At 28.5% G+C, this 20,226-nt stretch carries 16 protein-coding genes; 14 read left to right on the top strand and 2 right to left on the bottom strand.

From position 1 onward, the window contains the following. Together dut and ciaI are read right to left on the bottom strand one after the other, a co-directional pair. On the bottom strand, positions 1 to 690 hold the full coding sequence (gene dut / locus FOC43_RS00370; protein WP_002797181.1) for a dUTPase: 690 nt from the start codon (positions 688 to 690) through the stop codon (positions 1 to 3). Positions 691 to 729: 39 nt separating this feature from the next. Continuing rightward, on the bottom strand, positions 730 to 1,293 hold the full coding sequence (gene ciaI / locus FOC43_RS00375) for an intracellular survival protein CiaI (RefSeq protein ID WP_004284272.1): 564 nt from the start codon (positions 1,291 to 1,293) through the stop codon (positions 730 to 732). A gap of 76 nt (positions 1,294 to 1,369) precedes the next feature. On the opposite strand from ciaI, the gene FOC43_RS00380 reads away from it, so the two are divergent. The 14 genes from FOC43_RS00380 to FOC43_RS00445 are packed head-to-tail and all read left to right on the top strand — an operon-like array spanning position 1,370 to position 20,225. Next, positions 1,370 to 1,786, top strand: coding sequence for a hypothetical protein (locus tag FOC43_RS00380; RefSeq protein ID WP_002797190.1), 417 nt, complete (start codon positions 1,370 to 1,372; stop codon positions 1,784 to 1,786). A gap of 58 nt (positions 1,787 to 1,844) precedes the next feature. After that, the gene (gene kpsM / locus FOC43_RS00385) at positions 1,845 to 2,627 is read left to right on the top strand and encodes a capsule polysaccharide transporter KpsM (RefSeq protein ID WP_002788478.1); all 783 of its coding nucleotides are present in this window, start codon (positions 1,845 to 1,847) and stop codon (positions 2,625 to 2,627) included. After that, a complete protein-coding gene (locus FOC43_RS00390) occupies positions 2,624 to 3,286 on the top strand; it encodes an ABC transporter ATP-binding protein (protein ID WP_002785623.1) in 663 nt (220 codons plus the stop codon). Before kpsM ends, FOC43_RS00390 begins: the two co-directional genes overlap by 4 nt. Beyond that, on the top strand, positions 3,286 to 4,401 hold the full coding sequence (locus FOC43_RS00395; protein ID WP_004284268.1) for a capsule polysaccharide transporter: 1,116 nt from the start codon (positions 3,286 to 3,288) through the stop codon (positions 4,399 to 4,401). Before FOC43_RS00390 ends, FOC43_RS00395 begins: the two co-directional genes overlap by 1 nt. 1 nt (position 4,402) lies before the next feature. Further along, entirely contained in the window at positions 4,403 to 6,034 is a 1,632-nt protein-coding gene (locus tag FOC43_RS00400; RefSeq protein ID WP_004284266.1) for a polysaccharide biosynthesis/export family protein, read from the top strand. A gap of 26 nt (positions 6,035 to 6,060) precedes the next feature. Further along, positions 6,061 to 7,008: a KpsF/GutQ family sugar-phosphate isomerase gene (locus FOC43_RS00405; protein ID WP_141110474.1), complete on the top strand. Its 948-nt coding sequence runs from the start codon at positions 6,061 to 6,063 to the stop codon at positions 7,006 to 7,008. Between the two features lie 5 nt (positions 7,009 to 7,013). After that, positions 7,014 to 8,660, top strand: a complete 1,647-nt coding sequence (locus FOC43_RS00410; protein ID WP_004284262.1) for a galactosyltransferase-related protein — start codon at positions 7,014 to 7,016, stop codon at positions 8,658 to 8,660. Continuing rightward, complete coding sequence (locus tag FOC43_RS00415; RefSeq protein WP_004284260.1) at positions 8,650 to 10,056, top strand: glycosyltransferase family 2 protein; 1,407 nt, start codon at positions 8,650 to 8,652, stop codon at positions 10,054 to 10,056. Before FOC43_RS00410 ends, FOC43_RS00415 begins: the two co-directional genes overlap by 11 nt. 2 nt (positions 10,057 to 10,058) lie before the next feature. Further along, complete coding sequence (locus tag FOC43_RS00420; RefSeq protein ID WP_155820366.1) at positions 10,059 to 12,596, top strand: CDP-glycerol glycerophosphotransferase family protein; 2,538 nt, start codon at positions 10,059 to 10,061, stop codon at positions 12,594 to 12,596. Positions 12,597 to 12,650: 54 nt separating this feature from the next. After that, the gene (locus tag FOC43_RS00425; RefSeq protein ID WP_155820369.1) at positions 12,651 to 15,764 is read left to right on the top strand and encodes a CDP-glycerol glycerophosphotransferase family protein; all 3,114 of its coding nucleotides are present in this window, start codon (positions 12,651 to 12,653) and stop codon (positions 15,762 to 15,764) included. Then, positions 15,761 to 17,584, top strand: a complete 1,824-nt coding sequence (locus tag FOC43_RS00430; RefSeq protein ID WP_052784057.1) for an O-fucosyltransferase family protein — start codon at positions 15,761 to 15,763, stop codon at positions 17,582 to 17,584. Before FOC43_RS00425 ends, FOC43_RS00430 begins: the two co-directional genes overlap by 4 nt. After that, entirely contained in the window at positions 17,584 to 18,126 is a 543-nt protein-coding gene (locus FOC43_RS00435) for a dTDP-4-dehydrorhamnose 3,5-epimerase family protein (protein ID WP_002836604.1), read from the top strand. The genes FOC43_RS00430 and FOC43_RS00435 overlap by 1 nt, the downstream gene beginning before the upstream one ends. Beyond that, on the top strand, positions 18,127 to 19,185 hold the full coding sequence (locus FOC43_RS00440; protein ID WP_004283408.1) for a GDP-L-fucose synthase family protein: 1,059 nt from the start codon (positions 18,127 to 18,129) through the stop codon (positions 19,183 to 19,185). It abuts the gene before it with no gap. An 8-nt stretch (positions 19,186 to 19,193) separates the two neighbouring features. Then, complete coding sequence (locus FOC43_RS00445; protein ID WP_002836601.1) at positions 19,194 to 20,225, top strand: GDP-mannose 4,6-dehydratase; 1,032 nt, start codon at positions 19,194 to 19,196, stop codon at positions 20,223 to 20,225. Position 20,226 lies beyond the last annotated feature (1 nt).

Here is a 20,226-nt window from a genome sequence, read left to right on the forward strand (position 1 = left end):
TTACACCTTTTTATAATATTCTTCTAATTTTTTATAAATAGTATCAAAATCAAGCTCTTGCTCTAAAATTTCAGCCAATACTTCATTATCTTCTTTTCCGTTCCAATCTTTCTTATAAGTACCTTGTTTATAGCCATTGTTTTGTCTAAAAATATTTAAAATATTTTTTCCTATGTAGGTTTTATAAAGAATTTCAAGATTAAGTCCACACTTAATCGCTAGGATAAAATAATTAGAAAGTAGCTCTCCAAGGCTAAATCCAAAGCCACTGCATTTATGAATGATAAGTTCTATGTCATTTAAAATGCTATAAAGATCATTTTCGCTAGGATTGCCCTCTTCTTTGCAAAAATCTTGAAAAACACTAACACAGATGATTTCATTCGCTATGGCTTGGAAATTTTTATCCTTTTTATTTGTATATTCTTCAAGTAAAAGACTGAGGATAAAATGCCAAATATCTACGATTTCCATACGAACATTTTCCCAATTAGTAGGGCTTGAAATATTTTTCCAATGTTTCCAAGCAAAAGAATCTATAAGTTCGGCACATTCCATATAAATACAACGTCTCCAGCTGATGAGCTTTCCTTCCTTGGTATAACCTTCTTCCCAATTTAAACCATTAGTTTCATCATTGAGTTTTTGTTGGAGCTTGAGCATATTTTCTAAAATTTCAACATTTTTCATCTTGTGCCTTTTTTAATTTTTTATGATTTATTATAAAATTTAAGCGTAAAGATTTAAACCTTTTTCTGCATTATTTTGATTTTCTTTAGCTTTTTCTTGCTGTTTTTCAAGCTGCTTTTTCATTTGCTCTAACACTTCATCTAGTAGTTTTTTGCTATCTTCGAGCATGGATGTATTGATATCTTTATCATTGCTTTGATTTTGTTTGAGTAAATCACTAAGTTTATTTGTAAAATTATTCATGATAGCATTTTGATGGTTTTCATCATTTGGCGTTGGCAATACATTTGCCATTTGCATTGCTGATTCTATGATTTCTTTTGGTTTTAATTCTCCTACTTTAGAATTTGCCAAAAAGTCTTTTATCATGGGTTCGACTTCTTTCATTGCATTTTTTATCTCATCAAGATCAGCTTGGGTGAGTTTAAAGCCTTCAAAAGTGAAGCTAAAACCATACTGACGCTTAAGATTAAGAGTTTTACCTTCTTCATTATTTGCATAACTCACGCTTTGATTGTCATACATAGATAAGGCTAAATGTTTGCCACTTTTTGTTGTATAGTCCATTGAAAAACTTTGATTTTTGCTCGCATCAATTTGCATTTTACTCCCCTTGTGTTGATATACTTAAAATGAAAAATCGGTTATTTTTTAAAAAAATTTAGTATAATTTTACCCAATGGATGAAAGAATTTTAGAATTTATAAAAAATGAGCAGCTTTTATCTTGGGCTATGAGCGATGAAAAGGGCATTTATATAGCCAATGCCTTTTATGTCTTTGATGAAAAAAATTTAGCTTTTATCATCGCTTCACATGAAGATACAAAGCATATAAAATTAGCTAGTAAAAATCCTAGCATAGCGCTAAATATAGCCAAAGAAAGCAAGATAGCTTTTTTAAAAGGCATCCAAGCTAAGGCCAAATTTAAAAGCGCAAGCAAGGAGCAAATAAAAATTTATTTTTCAAAATTTCCTTTTGCAAAATTGGATAAGAGTGCAAAAATTTATGCTTTAGAGCTTGATTGGCTTAAATTTACAAACAATGCTTTAGGATTTGGCAAAAAGCTTGAATTTTATAAAGATAAAATTTTATGATTTGTTTAAAAAAATGAGTTATGATTATAGCTTATGCAAAAATTAGGTATATAAATAAATGTTAAATGTAATTCACGCTTTGTTTTTTAGAGAATTAAAGACTAGATTTGGTAAAAATAAATATTTGGGTTATTTTTGGGTTATTGGCGAGCCTATGAGTGTCATTTTAATACTTACTACTATTGTGACTATTCTCAGAGAATATCATCATCAGCTAATGCCTGAAGGGATTTCTATTTTTATGTTTTTAATTTCAGGCATAGTTCCTTATTTTATGTTTAGAAGTATAGTCACTCAGCTTATGAATGGCATAGGAGCAAATTTGGCTCTTTTTGCTTACAAACCTGTAAAACCTATACATGTTTTTATCGCTAGGACTTTACTTGAGTTTTGTATTTATTTTGTTATATTTGTAGCAGTATTGTTTATAGTGGGTTGGTTTTTTAGATTAGAAGTTATCCCTAGGCATTTTTTAAGCGTGATGATTTGTATATTTTTGCTTATGTGTTCGGGTTTTGCTTTGGGTATGGTTTTTGCTATCATTGGATATTTTTTAGAGCCCTTAAAGACTTTGCTTAATTATTTTAGTATAGTATTTTATTGGGGTTCGGGTGTTATCTTTCCTACTTGGCTTATGCCAAAACCTATTCTTGATATATTATATTATAATCCTTTGCTTCATGTTATGGAGCTTTTAAGATTTAATTTTTTTGAAAATTATCCTTTGCAAGATGATTATACTTATACTTATCCTATATTTTGCATTATATGCACTTCTTTTGTGGGACTTTTTTTATATTATTACAATAGACAAGCTTTAACAGCAGTGAGAAGAACATGATAAAAGTTTTAAATTTAACCAAATCTTATCCTTTATTTAATGGCGGAAGGCATTATGTTTTTAAAGATTTTACTTTTGAATTTCCTGAAAATTGTAGTATAGGTTTAATGGGTAGAAATGGTGCAGGAAAATCAACTTTAATGAAGCTTTTAAGTGGCTCTGAGCTTCCCGATAGAGGAAAAATCATCACCAATAAAAAATTTTCTTGGCCCTTGGGTCTAAGTGGAGCTTTTCAAGGATCCTTAACAGCTAGAGATAATGCTAAATTTGTAGCTAGGGTTTATGGCTATAAGGGTGAAGAGCTTCATGAAAAAGTCAAATTTGTAGAAGATTTTGCAGAGCTTGGCAAATTTTTTGATGAGCCTATGAATACTTATTCTTCGGGTATGAGTGCTAGGATAGCTTTTGGGCTTAGCATGGCTTTTGATTTTGATTATTATCTAATTGATGAGGCAGGAGCTGTAGGAGATCCTAAATTTAGAGAAAAAAGCCATAAATTATATAAAGAAAGATTGAGCCAATCTAAAGTGATCATGGTTTCACACAATGTGGCTGAAATTAAAGAATGGTGTGATAAAATTATCTTTATGGAAAATGGAAAAGCTACTGTTTATGATGATGTAGATGAGGGCATAGCCGTCTATCAAGGAAAAAAATAATGACAAAAATAAATACATTTTTTAATAAAATTAAAGATCTAAGTATTTTTGATTCTTTCAAGATAGTATGGATCTTGATGATTTTTGTGATCATTTATTATATTTTAATTGCCGCTGATCGTTATGTAAGTACTATCACCATGAGTGTAAAATCAACTACTGGAAGCACTCAAGCAAGCGGGGTTTTGTCGCTTTTAACCGCAACTTCCAATACTAGCGAAGATATCAAGTTTTTACAAGGCTATATAGAATCGCTTGATATGTTAAAGATTCTAGATGAAAAAATTCATCTAAAAAAACTTTACAATGAGCAATATATCGATTTATTTTTTAGCTTATCAAGTTCTAGCTCTATAGAAAGTTATTTAAAATATTATCAAAGCCGCGTTAAAGTACATGTGAATGATAAAACAGGACTTTTAAATGTCGAGGTTGAAGGATTTACTCCAGAATCTGCGCATTTAATCGCCAAAACCATTATGCAAGAAAGTGAAAAATTTATCAATGAAATTTCACACAAGGCAGCAAGAGAACAAATGAGCTTTGCGGAAGAAGAATTGGTAAAATATAAAGAACGCTATCAAAAAGCGCAAAACGATTTGATTGCCTTTCAAAATAAATACGGAGTTTTTGATCCTCTAAAACAAGCAGAAGCTAAAGCTGGCTTAGTAACTCAACTTGAATCAGATATCGCTCAAAGAGAAGCTAAGCTTTTAACCATGCAAAGCTATATGAATGATCACGCACCTGAAATTGTAACCCTAAAGGCTGAAATCACTGCTTTAAAAAAACAATTAGTCAAAGAAAGATCTAAAATTTCAGCCGATAATTCTTCTCAAAAACTCAATGATCTAGCTGCTAAATTTCAAGATCTAATCATAGAAGCAGGCTTTGCTCAAAGTGCTTATGAGGCGGCTTTGAAAGCTTATGAAAGTGCAAGGATAGAAGCTTTAAGAAAGATTAAACAACTAGTTATCGTTCAAACCCCTGATGTACCCCAAAGTGCAAAATACCCTGAAAAAATTTATAATATCTTAACAGCATTTATTGTATTATCTTTGATTTTTGGGGTGATTAAATTTGTTAAAATGATTATAGAGGAGCACAAGTATTAAAATGAAAAAAATATTAATTTTATTTTTAAGTTGTATTTTTTGTTTTGGAGCTATAGATGTTTCACAGATTAGCTCAAGTGGAAATTCTAGCACAACTAGCTTTGTTCAAGGATTAGAAAACAATATCAGTAAGAGTGCCCCTACTCAAATTCCTGTATTTGGCGCGGAATTATTTAATGGAAATTTCAAAAATTACACTCAAAGGATTTATAATCCTGACTATAAAATCGCAGTAGGAGATCAAATCAGTCTTAAAATTTGGGGTGCGGTTGAATTTGAACAAATTTTAGTTGTGGATTCTCAAGGAAATATTTTTATCCCTAAGGTAGGAGCGGTAAATTTACTAGGGGTAAAAAATAGTGCTCTTGTAAGTGTGATTAAAGCTCAGGTAAATAAAATTTATAAAAATAATGTTTTTGTTTATGCGGATATGAATGCTTATCAAAATGTTAGCGTTTTTGTCACAGGCAGTGTTAATGCTCCAGGGCTTTATCAAGGTCTTAGCTCGGATTCTGTGATCCAGTATCTTGATAAGGCAGGCGGGATAAATTTAGAATACGGAAGTTTTAGAGATATTCAAATTTTACGCAATAATGCTGTGATTAAAAAGATAGATTTGTATGATTTTTTACTTAAGGGTCAAATGGATCTTTTTCCTTTTAGAAGTGGCGATGTGGTTTTGGTGGGCAATGTCCAAAGTTATGTTTTTGTAAATGGAGATGTGCAAAGACCGTTTCGCTTTGAGCTTGCAAATGATATTAAAACTTTATTTGATTTAGCCCGCGTAGCAGGTGCCAAACCTATAGTAACTAATGCGATACTAAGAAGTTATGGAAATGATCATAAGCTTGAAGTAAGTGCTTATAATAAAATGCAATTTTCTAAAGTTTTATTAAAAACGGGTGATGAGGTGCAGTTTAATCCCGAATACGTTTCGCAAAATATCAGTATAACAGTCAATGGCGAGCATAGCGGGCTTAAAACTTTGGTAGTTCGAAAAGGAACGACGCTAGAGGATGTTTCAAGACTGATCGTGGCAAATGGGCAATCGGACATGAATGCCTTGCAAGTTTTTAGAAAAAGTGTTGCCAAAACTCAAAAAGATCTTATCAATGCTCAGCTTAAAGAGCTTGAAACCCTTGCTTTAACTAGTCCTTCAGTGACTTCTCAGGGTGCGGCTATCAAAGCAGAACAAGCAAAATTGATACTTGAGTTTATCCAAAGAGCAAGAGAATTAGAGCCTAAGGGGCAAATTGTTATCGATAAACCAAAATCTTATGGAGAGGTTATACTAGAAGAGGGTGATACTATCAATGTCCCTAGTAAAAACAATCTTATCATAGTCCAAGGCGAGGTTACTTTACCAGGAGCTTTTGTTTATAATAAGGGTGAAAATTTAAAATACTATATCAACCTCGCAGGAGGTTATGGAGAAAGAGCAGATACCTCCAAAGTACTTGTTATACGCAACAATGGCAAGGCTCAAAGATATAGTGGAAGTGTTGATATGATGCCAGGTGATTCTGTCTTAGTCTTGCCTAAGGTTGAGAGTGAGAATTTACAAATTTTTTCTATGCTAACGCAAATTTTATATCAAATTGCCGTTGCAACGAATGTGGTGTTAAATTTATGATGATTTTAGGGTAATATAAAATGAAAATTGATACTTTAAAGATAGCTAAAGAAGTTTTTGCGACAGAGGCTAAGGCTATAGAGGATTTGGCTTTAAATTTGGATGAAAATTTTTCTAAAGCCATAGAACTTATGCTTCATACAAAGGGGCGTTGCATAGTCAGTGGCATGGGAAAATCAGGTCATATAGGGGCTAAGATAGCTGCAACTTTAGCAAGCACAGGAACTCCAAGCTTTTTTATCCATCCTGGAGAGGCTTTGCATGGGGATCTTGGGATGCTTACTCCTGATGATGTTTTGATAGCTATTTCAAATTCAGGTGAGACTGAAGAGATTTTAAAAATCATCCCTGCGATTAAAAAACGTAAAATCCCTCTTATAGCCATGTGTGGAAAGAAAAACTCTACTCTTGTAAAACAAGGGGATGTTTTTTTAAATATATCTGTAAAAGAAGAAGCATGTCCCTTGCAACTTGCTCCGATGTCTTCGACAACCGCTACTTTAGTAATGGGTGATGCTTTAGCAGCAGCTTTGATGAAGGCTAGAAATTTTAGACCTGATGATTTTGCTTTATTTCATCCAGGTGGAAGTTTGGGTAGAAAGCTTTTAACTAGGGTAAGTGATCTAATGGTATCTAAAAATCTTCCTATAGTTCATCCTGATACTGAATTTAATGATCTTGTTGATGTGATGACAAGTGGGAAATTAGGACTTTGTTTGGTGGTTGAAAATGAAAAGTTAGTAGGCATTATAACCGATGGGGATTTGCGCCGCGCTTTAAAGGCTAATGATAAACCAAGATTTGATTTTAAAGCCAAAGAGATCATGAGTATAAATCCTAAAGTGGTCGATGCTGATGCTATGGCAAGTGAAGCAGAAGAGATCATGCTAAAGTATAAGATCAAAGAAATTGTCGTTTCCAAAGAAGATAAAGTGGTAGGCATCATACAGCTTTATGCGATAGGGAATGTATAATATTTATGCCCTTATTATCTGTGATAATACCTTTTGGTTTGAGTAAAGAACGCTCTTATATACAGGAAAGAGTTTATGAAAAGGCACAGTGTTTTAAAACTGATGAAAAGATAGAATTTATATTTGTCGAGGGTTATTCTTCGCAAGAGCATAATCTTAAGACATGTATTCTAAAAAACAATCACATTTATCTCAAAGATGAGAGTCAAGAAGAGTATTTTTCTCAAGGCAAATGTCGAAATTTTGGTGCTAGTTATGCCAATGCTAGCGTACTTTTGTTTTTAGATCTTGATTGTTTTATTTCTTTTGATAGTCTTGAAAAAATTTTAAAACTTATAAAAATCAAAAATATTTTAAACAACCCCAGTGCTCTTTTAGTATTGCCTGTAGTATATTTAACGCAAGAGGCTAGCGAAATTTTAAAAGAATATCCAATGGATTTATGGGATGTATTGATTCAAGAAGATTTAATCAGTGGAAAAAATTTTCTTGTTAAGTTTTTTGCTCCGAGTTCGACTTCGGGTTTGATTATCAATCGACATAAATTTTTAGAAATTGGCGGAAATGATGAAAATTTTATAGGTCATGGCTATGAAGATTTTGATCTTTTTGCTAGAGTTTTAAACTCTTGTTTAAAATTTGAGAAGATTCCTTTAAATTTAAATTATGATTCTAGAAATTGGAATTTTTATAACTTTAAAGGTTTTCGTTCTTGGTTTTCTTTACTTGGTTATGAGCTATGTTTTTATGGAATTTATATGTACCATCTTTGGCATATAGAGCCAAATCAAAATGGTTATATGGATAAAAAGCATAAAAATCATAAGTTATTTTACAAACACTTGAAAAAAATAAAAGATTATTCTATAGATCCTTTGCAAATTTCAAGTGTAAAAAATACTAAAATTTTAGTTATTGCAAATAAAAAATATAATTTTAGAGCTTTGAGCGTTTATTTGGGCAAGTTTGTTTATAGAAGCTTAGATGAGCTTGCTTATCAAAGTAAAAAAGAAATTGAAATTTATTTACAAGAAGAAAAATTCGATAAAATTTTACTAGATAAAAATATATACAACGAAGATTTGCACAAAATTTTTAAAGACTATCTTTGTGTGTATTTTGAGTCTGGAATTTTGCCTGATTCTTGGTTGTTTTATAAAGATGCCAATGGGCTTTATGATAGAAAGTATTGGGATATTGATTTAGATAAATTACAAATTAAAGAAATGCAAGCTTATATCATTTCTTTGAAATTTGAAGAAAAGAAGAAAATTCTTACTTTTATCCAGAAATTAGGATTTGATAAAGATGATGATTTGTATAAAATTGTTTTTTATTTAAAAAATGAACTTTATAGTTTTGCCAAAAATGATGATTTTTATCAAATTATTTTTAATAAGAAAAAAATGCTTATGTTGGGAAATTATGACAAAGAGTATTATTCTTTAAAATCTTTTGTTTATAAGCCTTATTTGTATGAGATAAAAAGGGTGAGATTTTTTTCCAAAATTTTAGAATTTCTGGGTTTAAATTTCTTATTAAGTTTGATTTCACAGACTAAATTTTATCGTTTAGCAAGAAAATTATTTTTTAATCCTAGGGATTTTTTTAAAGATTCTAAATTTTATAAAAGGCATAACAATGCAAACTAAAACCATCGGCGTAGTAATCCCTATATACAATGTAGAAAAATATCTAAAAGAATGTTTAGATAGTGTAATCAATCAAACTTATACTAACTTAGAAATCATACTAGTAAATGATGGTAGTACAGATGAAAACTCGCTCAATATTGCAAAAGAATATACTCTAAAAGATAAAAGAATCACTCTTTTTGATAAAAAAAATGGTGGACAAAGTACAGCTAGAAATGTAGGGATAGAATATTTTAGTGGAGAATATAAACTCAAAAACAAAACTCAAACTATAAAAGAAAATTCTTTAATAGAATTTAATATAGAGGGTAATAATCCTTATGAAATATATACTGTATATAAAAGCTATAAAGCTTTTAATAATGAACAAGATTTAACAAGCTTTACTTATCCTATTATAGATTATATTATCTTTTTAGATTCTGATGATTATTGGGAATTAAACTGCATAGAAGAATGTGTACCTAGAATGGATGGGGTAGATGTGGTGTGGTTTGATTATAGACCTTTGTATGATAAAGTCAAAAGAAAGCACATTAGCCAAATGACTTATTTTGATTATAAAAATGAGATTATCATCACGCCTAAAGAATGGCTAGAGAAGGCTAGAGAAAGAAGACTTTTTTATTTTTGGTTTACTTGGCAAGGTATGATTAATTTTGATTTTTTTAAAAATATAAAATTAAAATTTATTAATGGAATTTTTGCAGAAGATTGTCATTTTGGAGTGTTATTATTTGCATTAAGTAAAAATATCTATGTATTATCAAAACAAATATATATTTATCGTTTAAGAGAACTAAGCTCTATGAATTTTACTAATAAAAAATGGATAATACATCCCAATTCGCATCTAAAAAAAATAGATGTTTTTGAGAATTCAAGTATAACTAGACTATACTATGAAAGTGCAAGTTGGATGCAAATCGCATTAGATTTTATCAAATTCATTGATTCTAATCACTATTTAAGTGAAGGTATAAAAACACATTTTTTACCAGTAGTTTGTAATAAGGCTTTAACTTTACAAAGGTTCGACAAAGATCCATTGTGTCTAAAAAAACACACTAAAAATTTAAAAATATATATACAAAATCAACCCTTAGGAGCAGTTGATAGAGTGAAAAAATATCTTTCGTATAAACTTACAAAAGAACTCTCTAGAAAAAAAGGTATATTAAGATTAACTTTGCCCTTTAGCGTTATTAGAGTATCTTTACAACATCAAAAAGGCTTCATAGAATATAAAAAAAATATTAAAAGAGATGTTTTAAATAAAAGATTGCCATTAGAATTTTACAGAGATTACCAGCAGGCTTTGACCTTAAAAAATCAAAAATTAATTCAATCATTGCATGATATTGGACTAAAAATCATGTCACTTAAAGGTTAAATATGGTTTTAAATTTTAAAAAATTAAGAAAGCTTAGAACGAATCCAAAACTATTCTTCAAAGATGCTATAGAAAAAAAAGTTTTCTGGTTGAGTGGTGTATATAACAAATACCTTCCCAAAAAACACAAAGGCTTCACTCAATACGCTATAATATCAGCTGTATATAATGTAGAAAAATATTTAGATGATTATTTTAAATCCATAATAAACCAAAGACTTGATTTTAAAAAAAATATTTTTATGATACTTGTAGATGATGGCTCTACTGATAATTCTGCACAAATAATCAAAAAATACCAAAAAAAATATCCTAAAAATATCGTCTATCTTTACAAAGAAAATGGTGGTCAAGCTAGTGCTAGAAATTTAGGCTTAAAATATATGCAAGAAAATGACTATCAAATTCCTTGGGTTACTTTTACCGATCCAGATGATTTTTTGGATAGAAATTATTTTTATGAAGTAGATAAATTTTTATCAGCTCACCAAGATGATGATATTTGTATGATAGCGTGTAATGTAATTTTTTATCATAAAAAACAAAGAATATATAAAGATAATCATTCGTTGAATTTTAAATTTAAAAATGGTATACAAGTTATAAAAAATTACAATCTTGATAATTTTATACAATTATCCGCTGCAAGTTGCTTTATGAATATCACACTTTTAAATAATTTAATATTTGATGAAAAATTAAAACCAAATTTTGAAGATGCTAAATTTATAAACGAGTATTTGCTAGAAAATATCAACTTAAAAAGTGCTTTTTTATCAAAAGCAAAATATTTTTATAGAAAGAGGGAAGAAGGAAATTCTACTTTAAATTTAAAATTACGTTCAAAAGATTTTTTTTTGATTGTTCCAAAGTATGGTTATTTGAAAATATTACATAAAAATTTTTCTTATAGTTTTATTTGTAAATTAGTACTATATGATTTATATTGGCATATTGTAGACCTACTCAATTCTCCTGAAAAAATTTCTATTTTAAATGAAAACGAAAAACAAGAATATTTAAATTTATTAGATGAAAATTTTTACTATATTGAATCAGAAGTTATTATGAGTTTTTATATTCCAAATTATAATTTTTTTCATAAAGTAGGAATTTTAAATTGTTTCAAAAATGAAAAACCATCATTTCAAATAGCTTATATAGAAGATTATGACCCTTACAAAGAGCAAATTTTAATTACTTACTATACTGGGGATGATAAAGATGTAGAAAGTATTGTTGTGGATGGGGAAGAAGTATATATTGATTATAAAAAGATAGTTAAATACGATTTTTTAGATAGAGTATTTTGTTACCAAAAAAGATTATGGGTTCATATACCAAAAAATGCTAAAGATAAGTTGGAGATGTTTATTAACAACGAACAAAGTATGGTTGGAAGATATGGTGAATATTCTTTAGATATTAAAAGTATCAGAAAAGAATTTCAAAAAAGACTACCAAAAAGTAATATTTGGCTTTTAATGGATAGAGACTATGAAGCAGATGATAATGCAGAGCATTTATACAGATATATCATGCAAAATCATCCTGAGCAAGAAATAGTTTTTGCATTAAGAAAAGAAAGCTCAGATTGGGAAAGATTGGAAAAAGAAGGTTTTAATCTAGTAGAATTTGAAAGTTTTGAATTTGAAAGGATTATAAAAAAAGCTTCCAAAGTTATTAGTTCCCATGCTAATGAGTATTTGATAAGACATGTTACACTAACGCAACAATTTGTTTTTGTACAACATGGTGTTATTATGAATGACCTTTCTAGATGGCTTAATTCTAAGAAAATAAATTTATTTATAACTTCAACAAGGGCTGAGTATGATTCTATAGCAAATAATTATAACCGTTATAAATTTGGAAAAAAAGAAGTATTATTAACAGGTCTTGCAAGACATGATGTTTTACTAAAAAATAATAAATCTGATACTAAACAAATTCTTATGATGCCAACATGGAGAGCAGGTATAGTTGGCAATGTTACAAATTCTAGTAAAAGAGAATTAAAAGAAAATTTCAAACAAAGTGAATATTTTCAAAAATGGAATTCTTTGTTGAATAATGATAGTCTAAAAAAACTATGTGAGTTGTACTCTTATACTATAGTTTTTAATCCTCATCCTAATATTATGCCATATTTAAAAGAATTCAATCTTCCATCTTATATAAAAATAGCAAATCAAGATGAAAGCTTACAGGTGCTATTTTGTAATTCTTCTTTAATGATAACAGATTATTCCAGTGTGGCTTTTGAGATGGCATATCTAGAAAAACCAGTAATTTATTATCAATTTGATAAAGAGGATTTTTTTAACTCTCATACATTGCAAAAAGGATATTTTGATTATACAAAAGATGGTTTTGGACCTGTTGTTGAAAATGAGGAAAATCTATTAAAAGAACTTGAAAGCTTGTTACAAAATGATTGTAAATCTTTTGGTGTTTATAAAGATAATATAGATTCAGCTTTTGTTTTTAAAGATCGTAAATGTTGTGAAAGAATTTATAAAAAATTAAATCCAATTTAATATTAAGTATTTTTATATTATAATGCAAAATTCATTATTAAAAAAAGGTTGTTTATGTCTGTTTTTAAAAAAACAAAAAAATTATTTAAAGACCCAAAACTATTCTTCAAAGATGCTATAGAAAAAAAAGTTTTCTGGTTGAGTGGTGTATATAACAAATACCTTCCCAAAAAACACAAAGGCTTCACTCAATACGCTATAATATCAGCTGTATATAATGTAGAAAAATATTTAGATGATTATTTTAAATCCATAATAAACCAAAGACTTGATTTTAAAAAAAATATTTTTATGATACTTGTAGATGATGGCTCTACTGATAATTCTGCACAAATAATCAAAAAATACCAAAAAAAATATCCTAAAAATATCGTCTATCTTTACAAAGAAAATGGTGGTCAAGCTAGTGCTAGAAATTTAGGCTTAAAATATATGCAAGAAAATGACTATCAAATTCCTTGGGTTACTTTTACCGATCCAGATGATTTTTTGGATAGAAATTATTTTTATGAAGTAGATAAATTTTTATCAGCTCACCAAGATGATGATATTTGTATGATAGCGTGTAATATGATATATTATATGGAGTCAACATTTACTTATTGTGATAAACATCCTTTAAAGCATAAATTTCGCATCGAATATACCATATTACAAAATAGTAATTTAAATAAGTATATTCAAGGTAGCATTGGAAGTACATTTATTTTTTATGAGTATATTAACAATTTAATATTTGATGAGAAATTGAAACCAAATTTCGAAGATGCTAAATTTATAAATGAGTATTTATTAGAAAATATTAACTTAAAAAGTGCCTTTTTGTCAAAGGCAAAATACTTTTATAGAAGAAGGAAAGATAGAAATTCAACTTCTCAAAAATCAATATATACTTCTGATTTATATTTAATTGGAAGTGAACTTGGAACTTTAGAATTATTAAAGTATAACAGATTTTTGTTTAAAGATAAGATTCTTTTGAATATTCAAAATATTTGTTTATACCACTTCATGTGGCAATTCCGAGATCTAATCAACTCTCCTGAAAAATTATCTTTTATGAGTAAAAATGAAAAACAAAGATATTTAGAACTACTAGATCAAAATTTCTCCTATATAGATACTGAAACAATTATTAATTTTGATTTAGCTGGTTGTTGGTTTTTTTATAAAGTAGGAATTTTAAATTGTTTCAAAAATGAAAAACCATCATTTCAAATAGCTTATATAGAAGATTATGACCCTTACAAAGAGCAAATTTTAATTACTTACTATACTGGAGATGATAAAGATATCGAAAGTATTAGAATAGATAATGAAGTAATATATGCAGATTATGAAAAGATAGTTAAATACGATTTTTTAGATAGAGTATTTTGCTATCAAAAAAGATTATGGGTTTCTATACCTATTGATATTAAGGGTAAATTGGAATTTTTTATAGATGGAGTAAAGACCAGAATAACTTTCAATAAGAAGCAACTTCAAAATGTAAACATCCAAGACATCCGAAAAGAATTTCAAAAAAGATTACCAAAGAGTAATATTTGGCTTTTAATGGATAGAGATTATGAAGCAGATGATAATGCAGAACATTTATACAGATATATTATGCAAAATCATCCTGAGCAAGAAATAGTTTTTGCATTAAGAAAAGAAAGCTCAGATTGGGAAAGATTGGAAAAAGAAGGTTTTAATCTAGTAGAATTTGAAAGTTTTGAATTTGAAAGGATTATAAAAAAAGCTTCCAAAGTTATTAGTTCTCATTGCGATGCTTATCTTGGAAGATATTTAAAACAGTTTAATAAGGATTTTATCTTCTTACAACATGGGGTAACATTTGCAAGTGATGTGTCTGCTTGGTTTAATTGTAATCCTTGGATTAAAATGATAACCGTTGCAAATACTTTAGAGCGGCATAATATAGCAGATAATTATAGTCGCTATAAATTTGGAAAAAAAGAAGTACTATTGACGGGTTTTGCAAGACATGATAGTCTTTTAAAAAAAAGTAAAAAAGAAAATAAACAAATCCTTATAATGCCAACATGGAGAAAAAATATAGTTGGCAATGTAATTCCTAATACAGGGATTAGAGAAATAAATTTGGAATTTTTAGAATGTGAGTATTTTAAAAAATGGAAAAGTGTTATACAAAGTTCTCAGCTTGAGCAGCTTGTGAAAAAATATGATTATAAAATTTATTTTTTTCCTCATTTTCAAATCCGTCCTTACCTATCTTATTTTCAAGTACCTTCTTATATTCAAGTGGATGTAAGAAATAATGGTATGAGTTTGCAAAATATTTTTGCTAATGTGGATCTTATGATAACTGATTATAGTACAGCATGTAGTGAAATGGCTATACAAAATAAACCTACTATTTTTTATCAATTTGATGAAGAAGAAAATTTACAAGGTATTCACCATCAAAGAGATTATAATTTTGATTATAGAAAAAATGGATTTGGACCAGTTGTAAATAATGAATCAGAATTGATGGTAAAATTAGATGAGTTGCTTAATAACAAATGTGAGTTAGATGATTTTTATAGTAAAAATATTACACAAACTTTTATACATAGAGATATAGAGAGTTGTTCTAGAATTTATAATTCTATAATAAAAATGTCAAAACAGGAACACAATAAAGCGTTTGCTACAAAAGAAAAAGCCCTATTAGCACAGAATAAACAATTATATTATGAAGCATTTGAAAAATGGTTAAATATTATAAAAAATGATTTTATATCAGAGGATGTAGTGTATAATTTTGCTTTTTGTGCATATAATAGCAGCTGTTATATTTTTGTTAAAGAATTTATTGAAGATCAACAAAGCATAGAGAAATATTGTATTAAAACAAAGATAGAAATACTTAAAAATTTAGTCGAGATTAAAGACGTAAAAAATGTATTCATTTTGGCTGAACAGTTGTTGGAAGGTGAAGCAATTATTCAATTTAAATTAAGATATTCTTTATATATTGATAATGAAGAATTATTTTATGAAAATTATAAAATATTAATTAATGATTTTGCAAAAAGTAAAGAAAGTATTTTTGAGAAATTATTGTTATTTCAATCATCTTTGATAAGTCGAGCATTTGAGCAAAATAATAGTAAAAAATATAATTGTTTTGAAAATTTTTTTAAGGAAATTATATGAGCATAATTATAGCTAACAGAACAGATGGTACTGGTTCTAGATTGATATCTTTGATGAATGCTATGTATCTTGCTAAAATATTAAATAAACAAGTTAAATTTACATGGAAAAATTATATTCCCTTTACTAAAGATTCTGATACTAATAATTTTAGAAAAGTTGAAAATGATAATGTTAGTATTTTAGGATTATGTGTTGAGTCGCATACCGAAATATTTTCTAAAAATTTTATTGATAAATATTTTTTAGAGAGTATAAATGGTTCAATTTTTGGAATTGATGGTAAAGTTTATACAAATTTTGATTTGTTTTTAAAAGAATTAAAAGTTAATAAATATGATTATATTTCAGTACCTCTTTCTGATCTATCAACAAGAGTTTTTAAAGATATAGATGATTTAGAGTATAGAAAATATATGCAAAATATTTGGAAAGATATTGAATTTTCAGAATCTGTAAAAAAAATAGTTAATATGGCAAAGCAAACTTGTATGAAATTTAAAGATTTTATATGTATTCACATTAGAAGTGGCGATGCTATTTATGATTATGCTGAGTTTAGGAAATTTAATTTACAATCTATTTATCATGCAACACCATGTGAAATAGCTATTGGAATTATACAAAAAAATAAAAATAAAAATATTGTATTGGTTGGGGATGACTTGCTATCCATTCGTCAAATCGCTAAATTTTGTAACTTTAAAAATGTTTTTGTAATGGAAGATTTTAGAAATTCAAACCAACTTTCAAATATGGAATTATTCTTTTACGATGTAATATTCATGTCATATGCTAAAATATTGTATGGAACAAATTCCGCTGTTGTAAGACTAGCTAATTATATAGGAAATCAAAAATTTATTAATAATTATTCTGTTTTTAATGAAAAAGAGTTATATGATATTATAAAAGAAAATATAGAAAAATTTAATACATCTAACTCACAGAAAGCATTTAGCTATTTTCATTTATTTATAGTGTCTAAAAAAATAAATATTTCTAAGGAAAATTTAATCGAATTTTTGGAAAAAGCATTAGAGTATGATTATGAAAATGACAAATATAGAATACATCTTATTGATGTTTTATTAAATCATAATGAATTTTCAAAAGCAAATGAAATGTTAAAAACAATATTATTGACAAGAGAGAGCGAATATTTAAAAACTTTATTTTTAAAGGGATGGATAGGGGTTGTTTATTCTAATTTGTTTGATATATATTTAAAAAGTAGTTGTTTGCAATATCCTTATATTGCATATGTTGCTATGCATATTTTAAAATTTAGAACTAGTTTGCAGATACAAAATTTAAACAATACTCTTAATAAAACTATACAAGAAAAAGATATTATCATAAATTCCAATACAAACCAAATCGATCAATTACAAAACAATATACAAGAAAAATCAACCCAACTTAACCAACTTCAATCTAAATTATCTTTCCAAACCCAATACGGCACAGCCAAATCCCGCATTCAAAACCAACTCTCTTATAAACTAGGACAAGCTATGATAATAAATTCAAAATCTTTACTAGGTTATTTAATAATGCCCATGATATTATTAAATATAATAATTTCGCACAAACAAGCCCAAAAAGCTTATAAATTAAAAATAAAGAAAAATCCAAATTTAGCTTTACCCCCTTTAGAATCTTACCCTGATTATAAAGAAGCTCTAAAAGAAAAAGAGTGTTTGACTTATAAGCTAGGAGAAGCTTTGATAAAGGCTAATAAAACTTGGTATAAGGGTGGATATGTTAAGATGTTGTTTGAAGTTAGGAAATTGAAGAGGGAATTTAAGGAGAAATAATGGCAATTGAATTTAATATAAAAGAATCAGAAATTTTAAAAGGAGTATATATCATAACTCCAAATAAATTTAGAGATTTAAGAGGAGAGATATGGACCGCATTTACTGAGGAAGATTTGGGAGATATTGTACCCAAAGGTTTAAAATTTAAACATGATAAATTTATAAATTCACACTTTAATGTATTGCGAGGTATTCATGGTGATATTAAGACTTGGAAACTTGTTACTTGTGTTTATGGAGAAGTGCATCAAGTCGTGGTTGATTGTAGAAAAGATTCTCCAACTTATCTTAAATGGGAAAAATTTATTATTAATCAAGATAATCAGCAATTAATCTTGCTACCACCAAATATGGGTAATTCACATTATGTTAGCTCAAAAGATGCTGTTTATTATTATAAGCTCGCATATGAGGGTGAGTATTTGGATGCACCTGATCAATTTACTTATGCTTGGAATGATGAGAGAATAGGAATTGATTGGCCAACTAAATCTCCGATTCTTTCAGAAAGAGATATTTTAGCTTCAAAAGGAAATTAAATGAATAAAGATTCTAAAATTTATATAGCAGGACATATGGGATTGATTGGTTCTTCAATTTTGAAAAAATTACAAAATGATGGTTATGAAAATTTAATTTTTAAAACGCATTCTGAGCTTGATTTGACAAATCAACAAGCTGTATCAGAATTTTTTTTCAAGGAGAAGCCCGAGTATATCTTTTTTTGTGCGGCTAAAATGGGTGGCATGATGGAACAGTTAGAAAAAAGAGCTGATTTTTTGTATTTAAATTTAATAATGCAAACTTTTGTACTACATGAGGCTTATAAAAATAATTGTAAAAAATTGCTTTACTTGAGTTCTCTCTGTATTTACCCTCAGAATGTGTCATTGCCAATAAAGGAAACAAGTATGCTTGAAGGAAAATTACAATTTATTAATGAACCTTATGCGATTGCTAAAATTACAGGTAATAAAATGTGTGAGTTTTATAATCAGCAATTTGGTACAAATTTTATCACTCTAGTTCCAACAAGTATTTACGGACCTGGAGATAATTTTAATTTAGCTACAGCTCATGTTTTCCCTGCAATATTTGCAAAAATTTATTTAGGAAAATTACTAAACGAACAAAAACATCAAGAATTATTCAATAATTTGAGACTAGATAATATACAAGATGTTTTAAAATATTTAAGTCAATTTGATATTGATGAAAATAAGGTTACATTACTTGGAAGTGGTAATCCTAGAAGAGAGTTTATTTATGTGGACGACGTTGCAGATGCTTGCATTTTTGCAATGGATAAAATTGATACTTCTGTGTTAAAATCATATGATGAAAATTTTCATAATACCCACTTAAATTTGGCCGATGGTAGGGATTACTCAATTAAAGAAATTGCTTTTTTGATAAAAGATATTATAGGATATAAAGGAGATATTGTTTTTGATTCTTCTAAGCTTGATGGAACAATGTTAAAGACAACTGATACTGAAAGAATTAGAAAATTAGGCTGGAAGGCAAAAGTTAAGTTGGAAGAGGGTATCAAAATGATGTATGAGTGGTATTTAAAAGAGCAAAATATAAGACAATAGGATAATCTATGAAAAAAACAGCGTTAATTACTGGTTTTACAGGGCAAGTTGGCTCGCAAATGGCAGATTTTTTACTAGAAAATACAGACTATGATGTTATAGGCATGATGCGTTGGCAAGAGCCAATGGATAATATCTATCATTTAAGCGACAGGATAAATAAAAAAGATAGAATCAGCATTTTTTATGCTGATTTAAACGATTACTCAAGTATTCAAAAGCTTTTTGAAAGCAAAAGACCTGATGTGATCTTTCATCTAGCCGCACAGTCTTATCCAAAAACCTCTTTTGATATACCTATAGAAACTCTACAGACGAACATCATAGGCACAGCAAATATTTTAGAAAATATTAGATTATTAAAAGCTAAAGATGGCTATGATCCTGTGGTACATGTTTGCTCTTCTAGTGAAGTTTATGGTAGGGCAAAAGTGGGTGTCAAGCTAAATGAAGATACGACTTTTCATGGTGCAAGCCCTTATAGTATAAGTAAAATTGGCACGGACTATTTAGGAAGATTTTACGGTGAGGCCTATGGTATAAAAACATATGTTACCAGAATGGGAACTCATAGTGGCCCAAGGCGTTCTGATGTATTTTTTGAAAGCACTGTTGCAAAGCAGATTGCCTTGATAGAAGCAGGGTATCAAGAGCCTGTTGTAAAAGTAGGAAATTTATCCAGTGTAAGAACCTTTCAGGATTGTCGTGATGCTATAAGAGCTTATTATCTACTTTCATTAGAAAGTGAAAAAGGCAATGTTCCTTGCGGCGAAGCTTTTAACATAGCCGGTGAAGAAGCCTTTAAACTTCCTGAAGTTATTGATATACTTTTAGGTTTTTCTACAAGAAAAGATATCAAAGTGGAGCAAGATGAAGAAAGATTACGTCCTATTGATGCAGACTATCAAATGTTTGACAATACCAAAATAAAAAGTTATATCGATTGGAAGCCAGAAATTCCAACTAAAAAAATGTTTGAAGATTTACTAAATCATTGGAGAAAAGAAATCTCCATGGGCAGAATCCCACTTAATAGGTAGC

The sequence above is a fragment of the Campylobacter coli genome (genome assembly GCF_009730395.1).
Taxonomy (GTDB): Bacteria; Campylobacterota; Campylobacteria; order Campylobacterales; family Campylobacteraceae; genus Campylobacter_D; species Campylobacter_D coli.

Bases quoted from the DNA above. Each gene is read 5' to 3' on its own strand.
- ciaI (WP_004284272.1), bottom strand. From the start codon at position 1,293: ATGCAAATTGATGCGAGCAAAAATCAAAGTTTTTCAATGGACTATACA.
- dut (WP_002797181.1), bottom strand. From the start codon at position 690: ATGAAAAATGTTGAAATTTTAGAAAATATGCTCAAGCTCCAACAAAAA.
- FOC43_RS00435 (WP_002836604.1), top strand. From the start codon at position 17,584: ATGGCAATTGAATTTAATATAAAAGAATCAGAAATTTTAAAAGGAGTA.
- FOC43_RS00430 (WP_052784057.1), top strand. From the start codon at position 15,761: ATGAGCATAATTATAGCTAACAGAACAGATGGTACTGGTTCTAGATTG.
- FOC43_RS00415 (WP_004284260.1), top strand. From the start codon at position 8,650: ATGCAAACTAAAACCATCGGCGTAGTAATCCCTATATACAATGTAGAA.
- FOC43_RS00445 (WP_002836601.1), top strand. From the start codon at position 19,194: ATGAAAAAAACAGCGTTAATTACTGGTTTTACAGGGCAAGTTGGCTCG.
- FOC43_RS00380 (WP_002797190.1), top strand. From the start codon at position 1,370: ATGGATGAAAGAATTTTAGAATTTATAAAAAATGAGCAGCTTTTATCT.
- FOC43_RS00425 (WP_155820369.1), top strand. From the start codon at position 12,651: ATGTCTGTTTTTAAAAAAACAAAAAAATTATTTAAAGACCCAAAACTA.
- FOC43_RS00410 (WP_004284262.1), top strand. From the start codon at position 7,014: ATGCCCTTATTATCTGTGATAATACCTTTTGGTTTGAGTAAAGAACGC.
- FOC43_RS00395 (WP_004284268.1), top strand. From the start codon at position 3,286: ATGACAAAAATAAATACATTTTTTAATAAAATTAAAGATCTAAGTATT.
- FOC43_RS00390 (WP_002785623.1), top strand. From the start codon at position 2,624: ATGATAAAAGTTTTAAATTTAACCAAATCTTATCCTTTATTTAATGGC.
- FOC43_RS00420 (WP_155820366.1), top strand. From the start codon at position 10,059: ATGGTTTTAAATTTTAAAAAATTAAGAAAGCTTAGAACGAATCCAAAA.
- FOC43_RS00400 (WP_004284266.1), top strand. From the start codon at position 4,403: ATGAAAAAAATATTAATTTTATTTTTAAGTTGTATTTTTTGTTTTGGA.
- kpsM (WP_002788478.1), top strand. From the start codon at position 1,845: ATGTTAAATGTAATTCACGCTTTGTTTTTTAGAGAATTAAAGACTAGA.
- FOC43_RS00440 (WP_004283408.1), top strand. From the start codon at position 18,127: ATGAATAAAGATTCTAAAATTTATATAGCAGGACATATGGGATTGATT.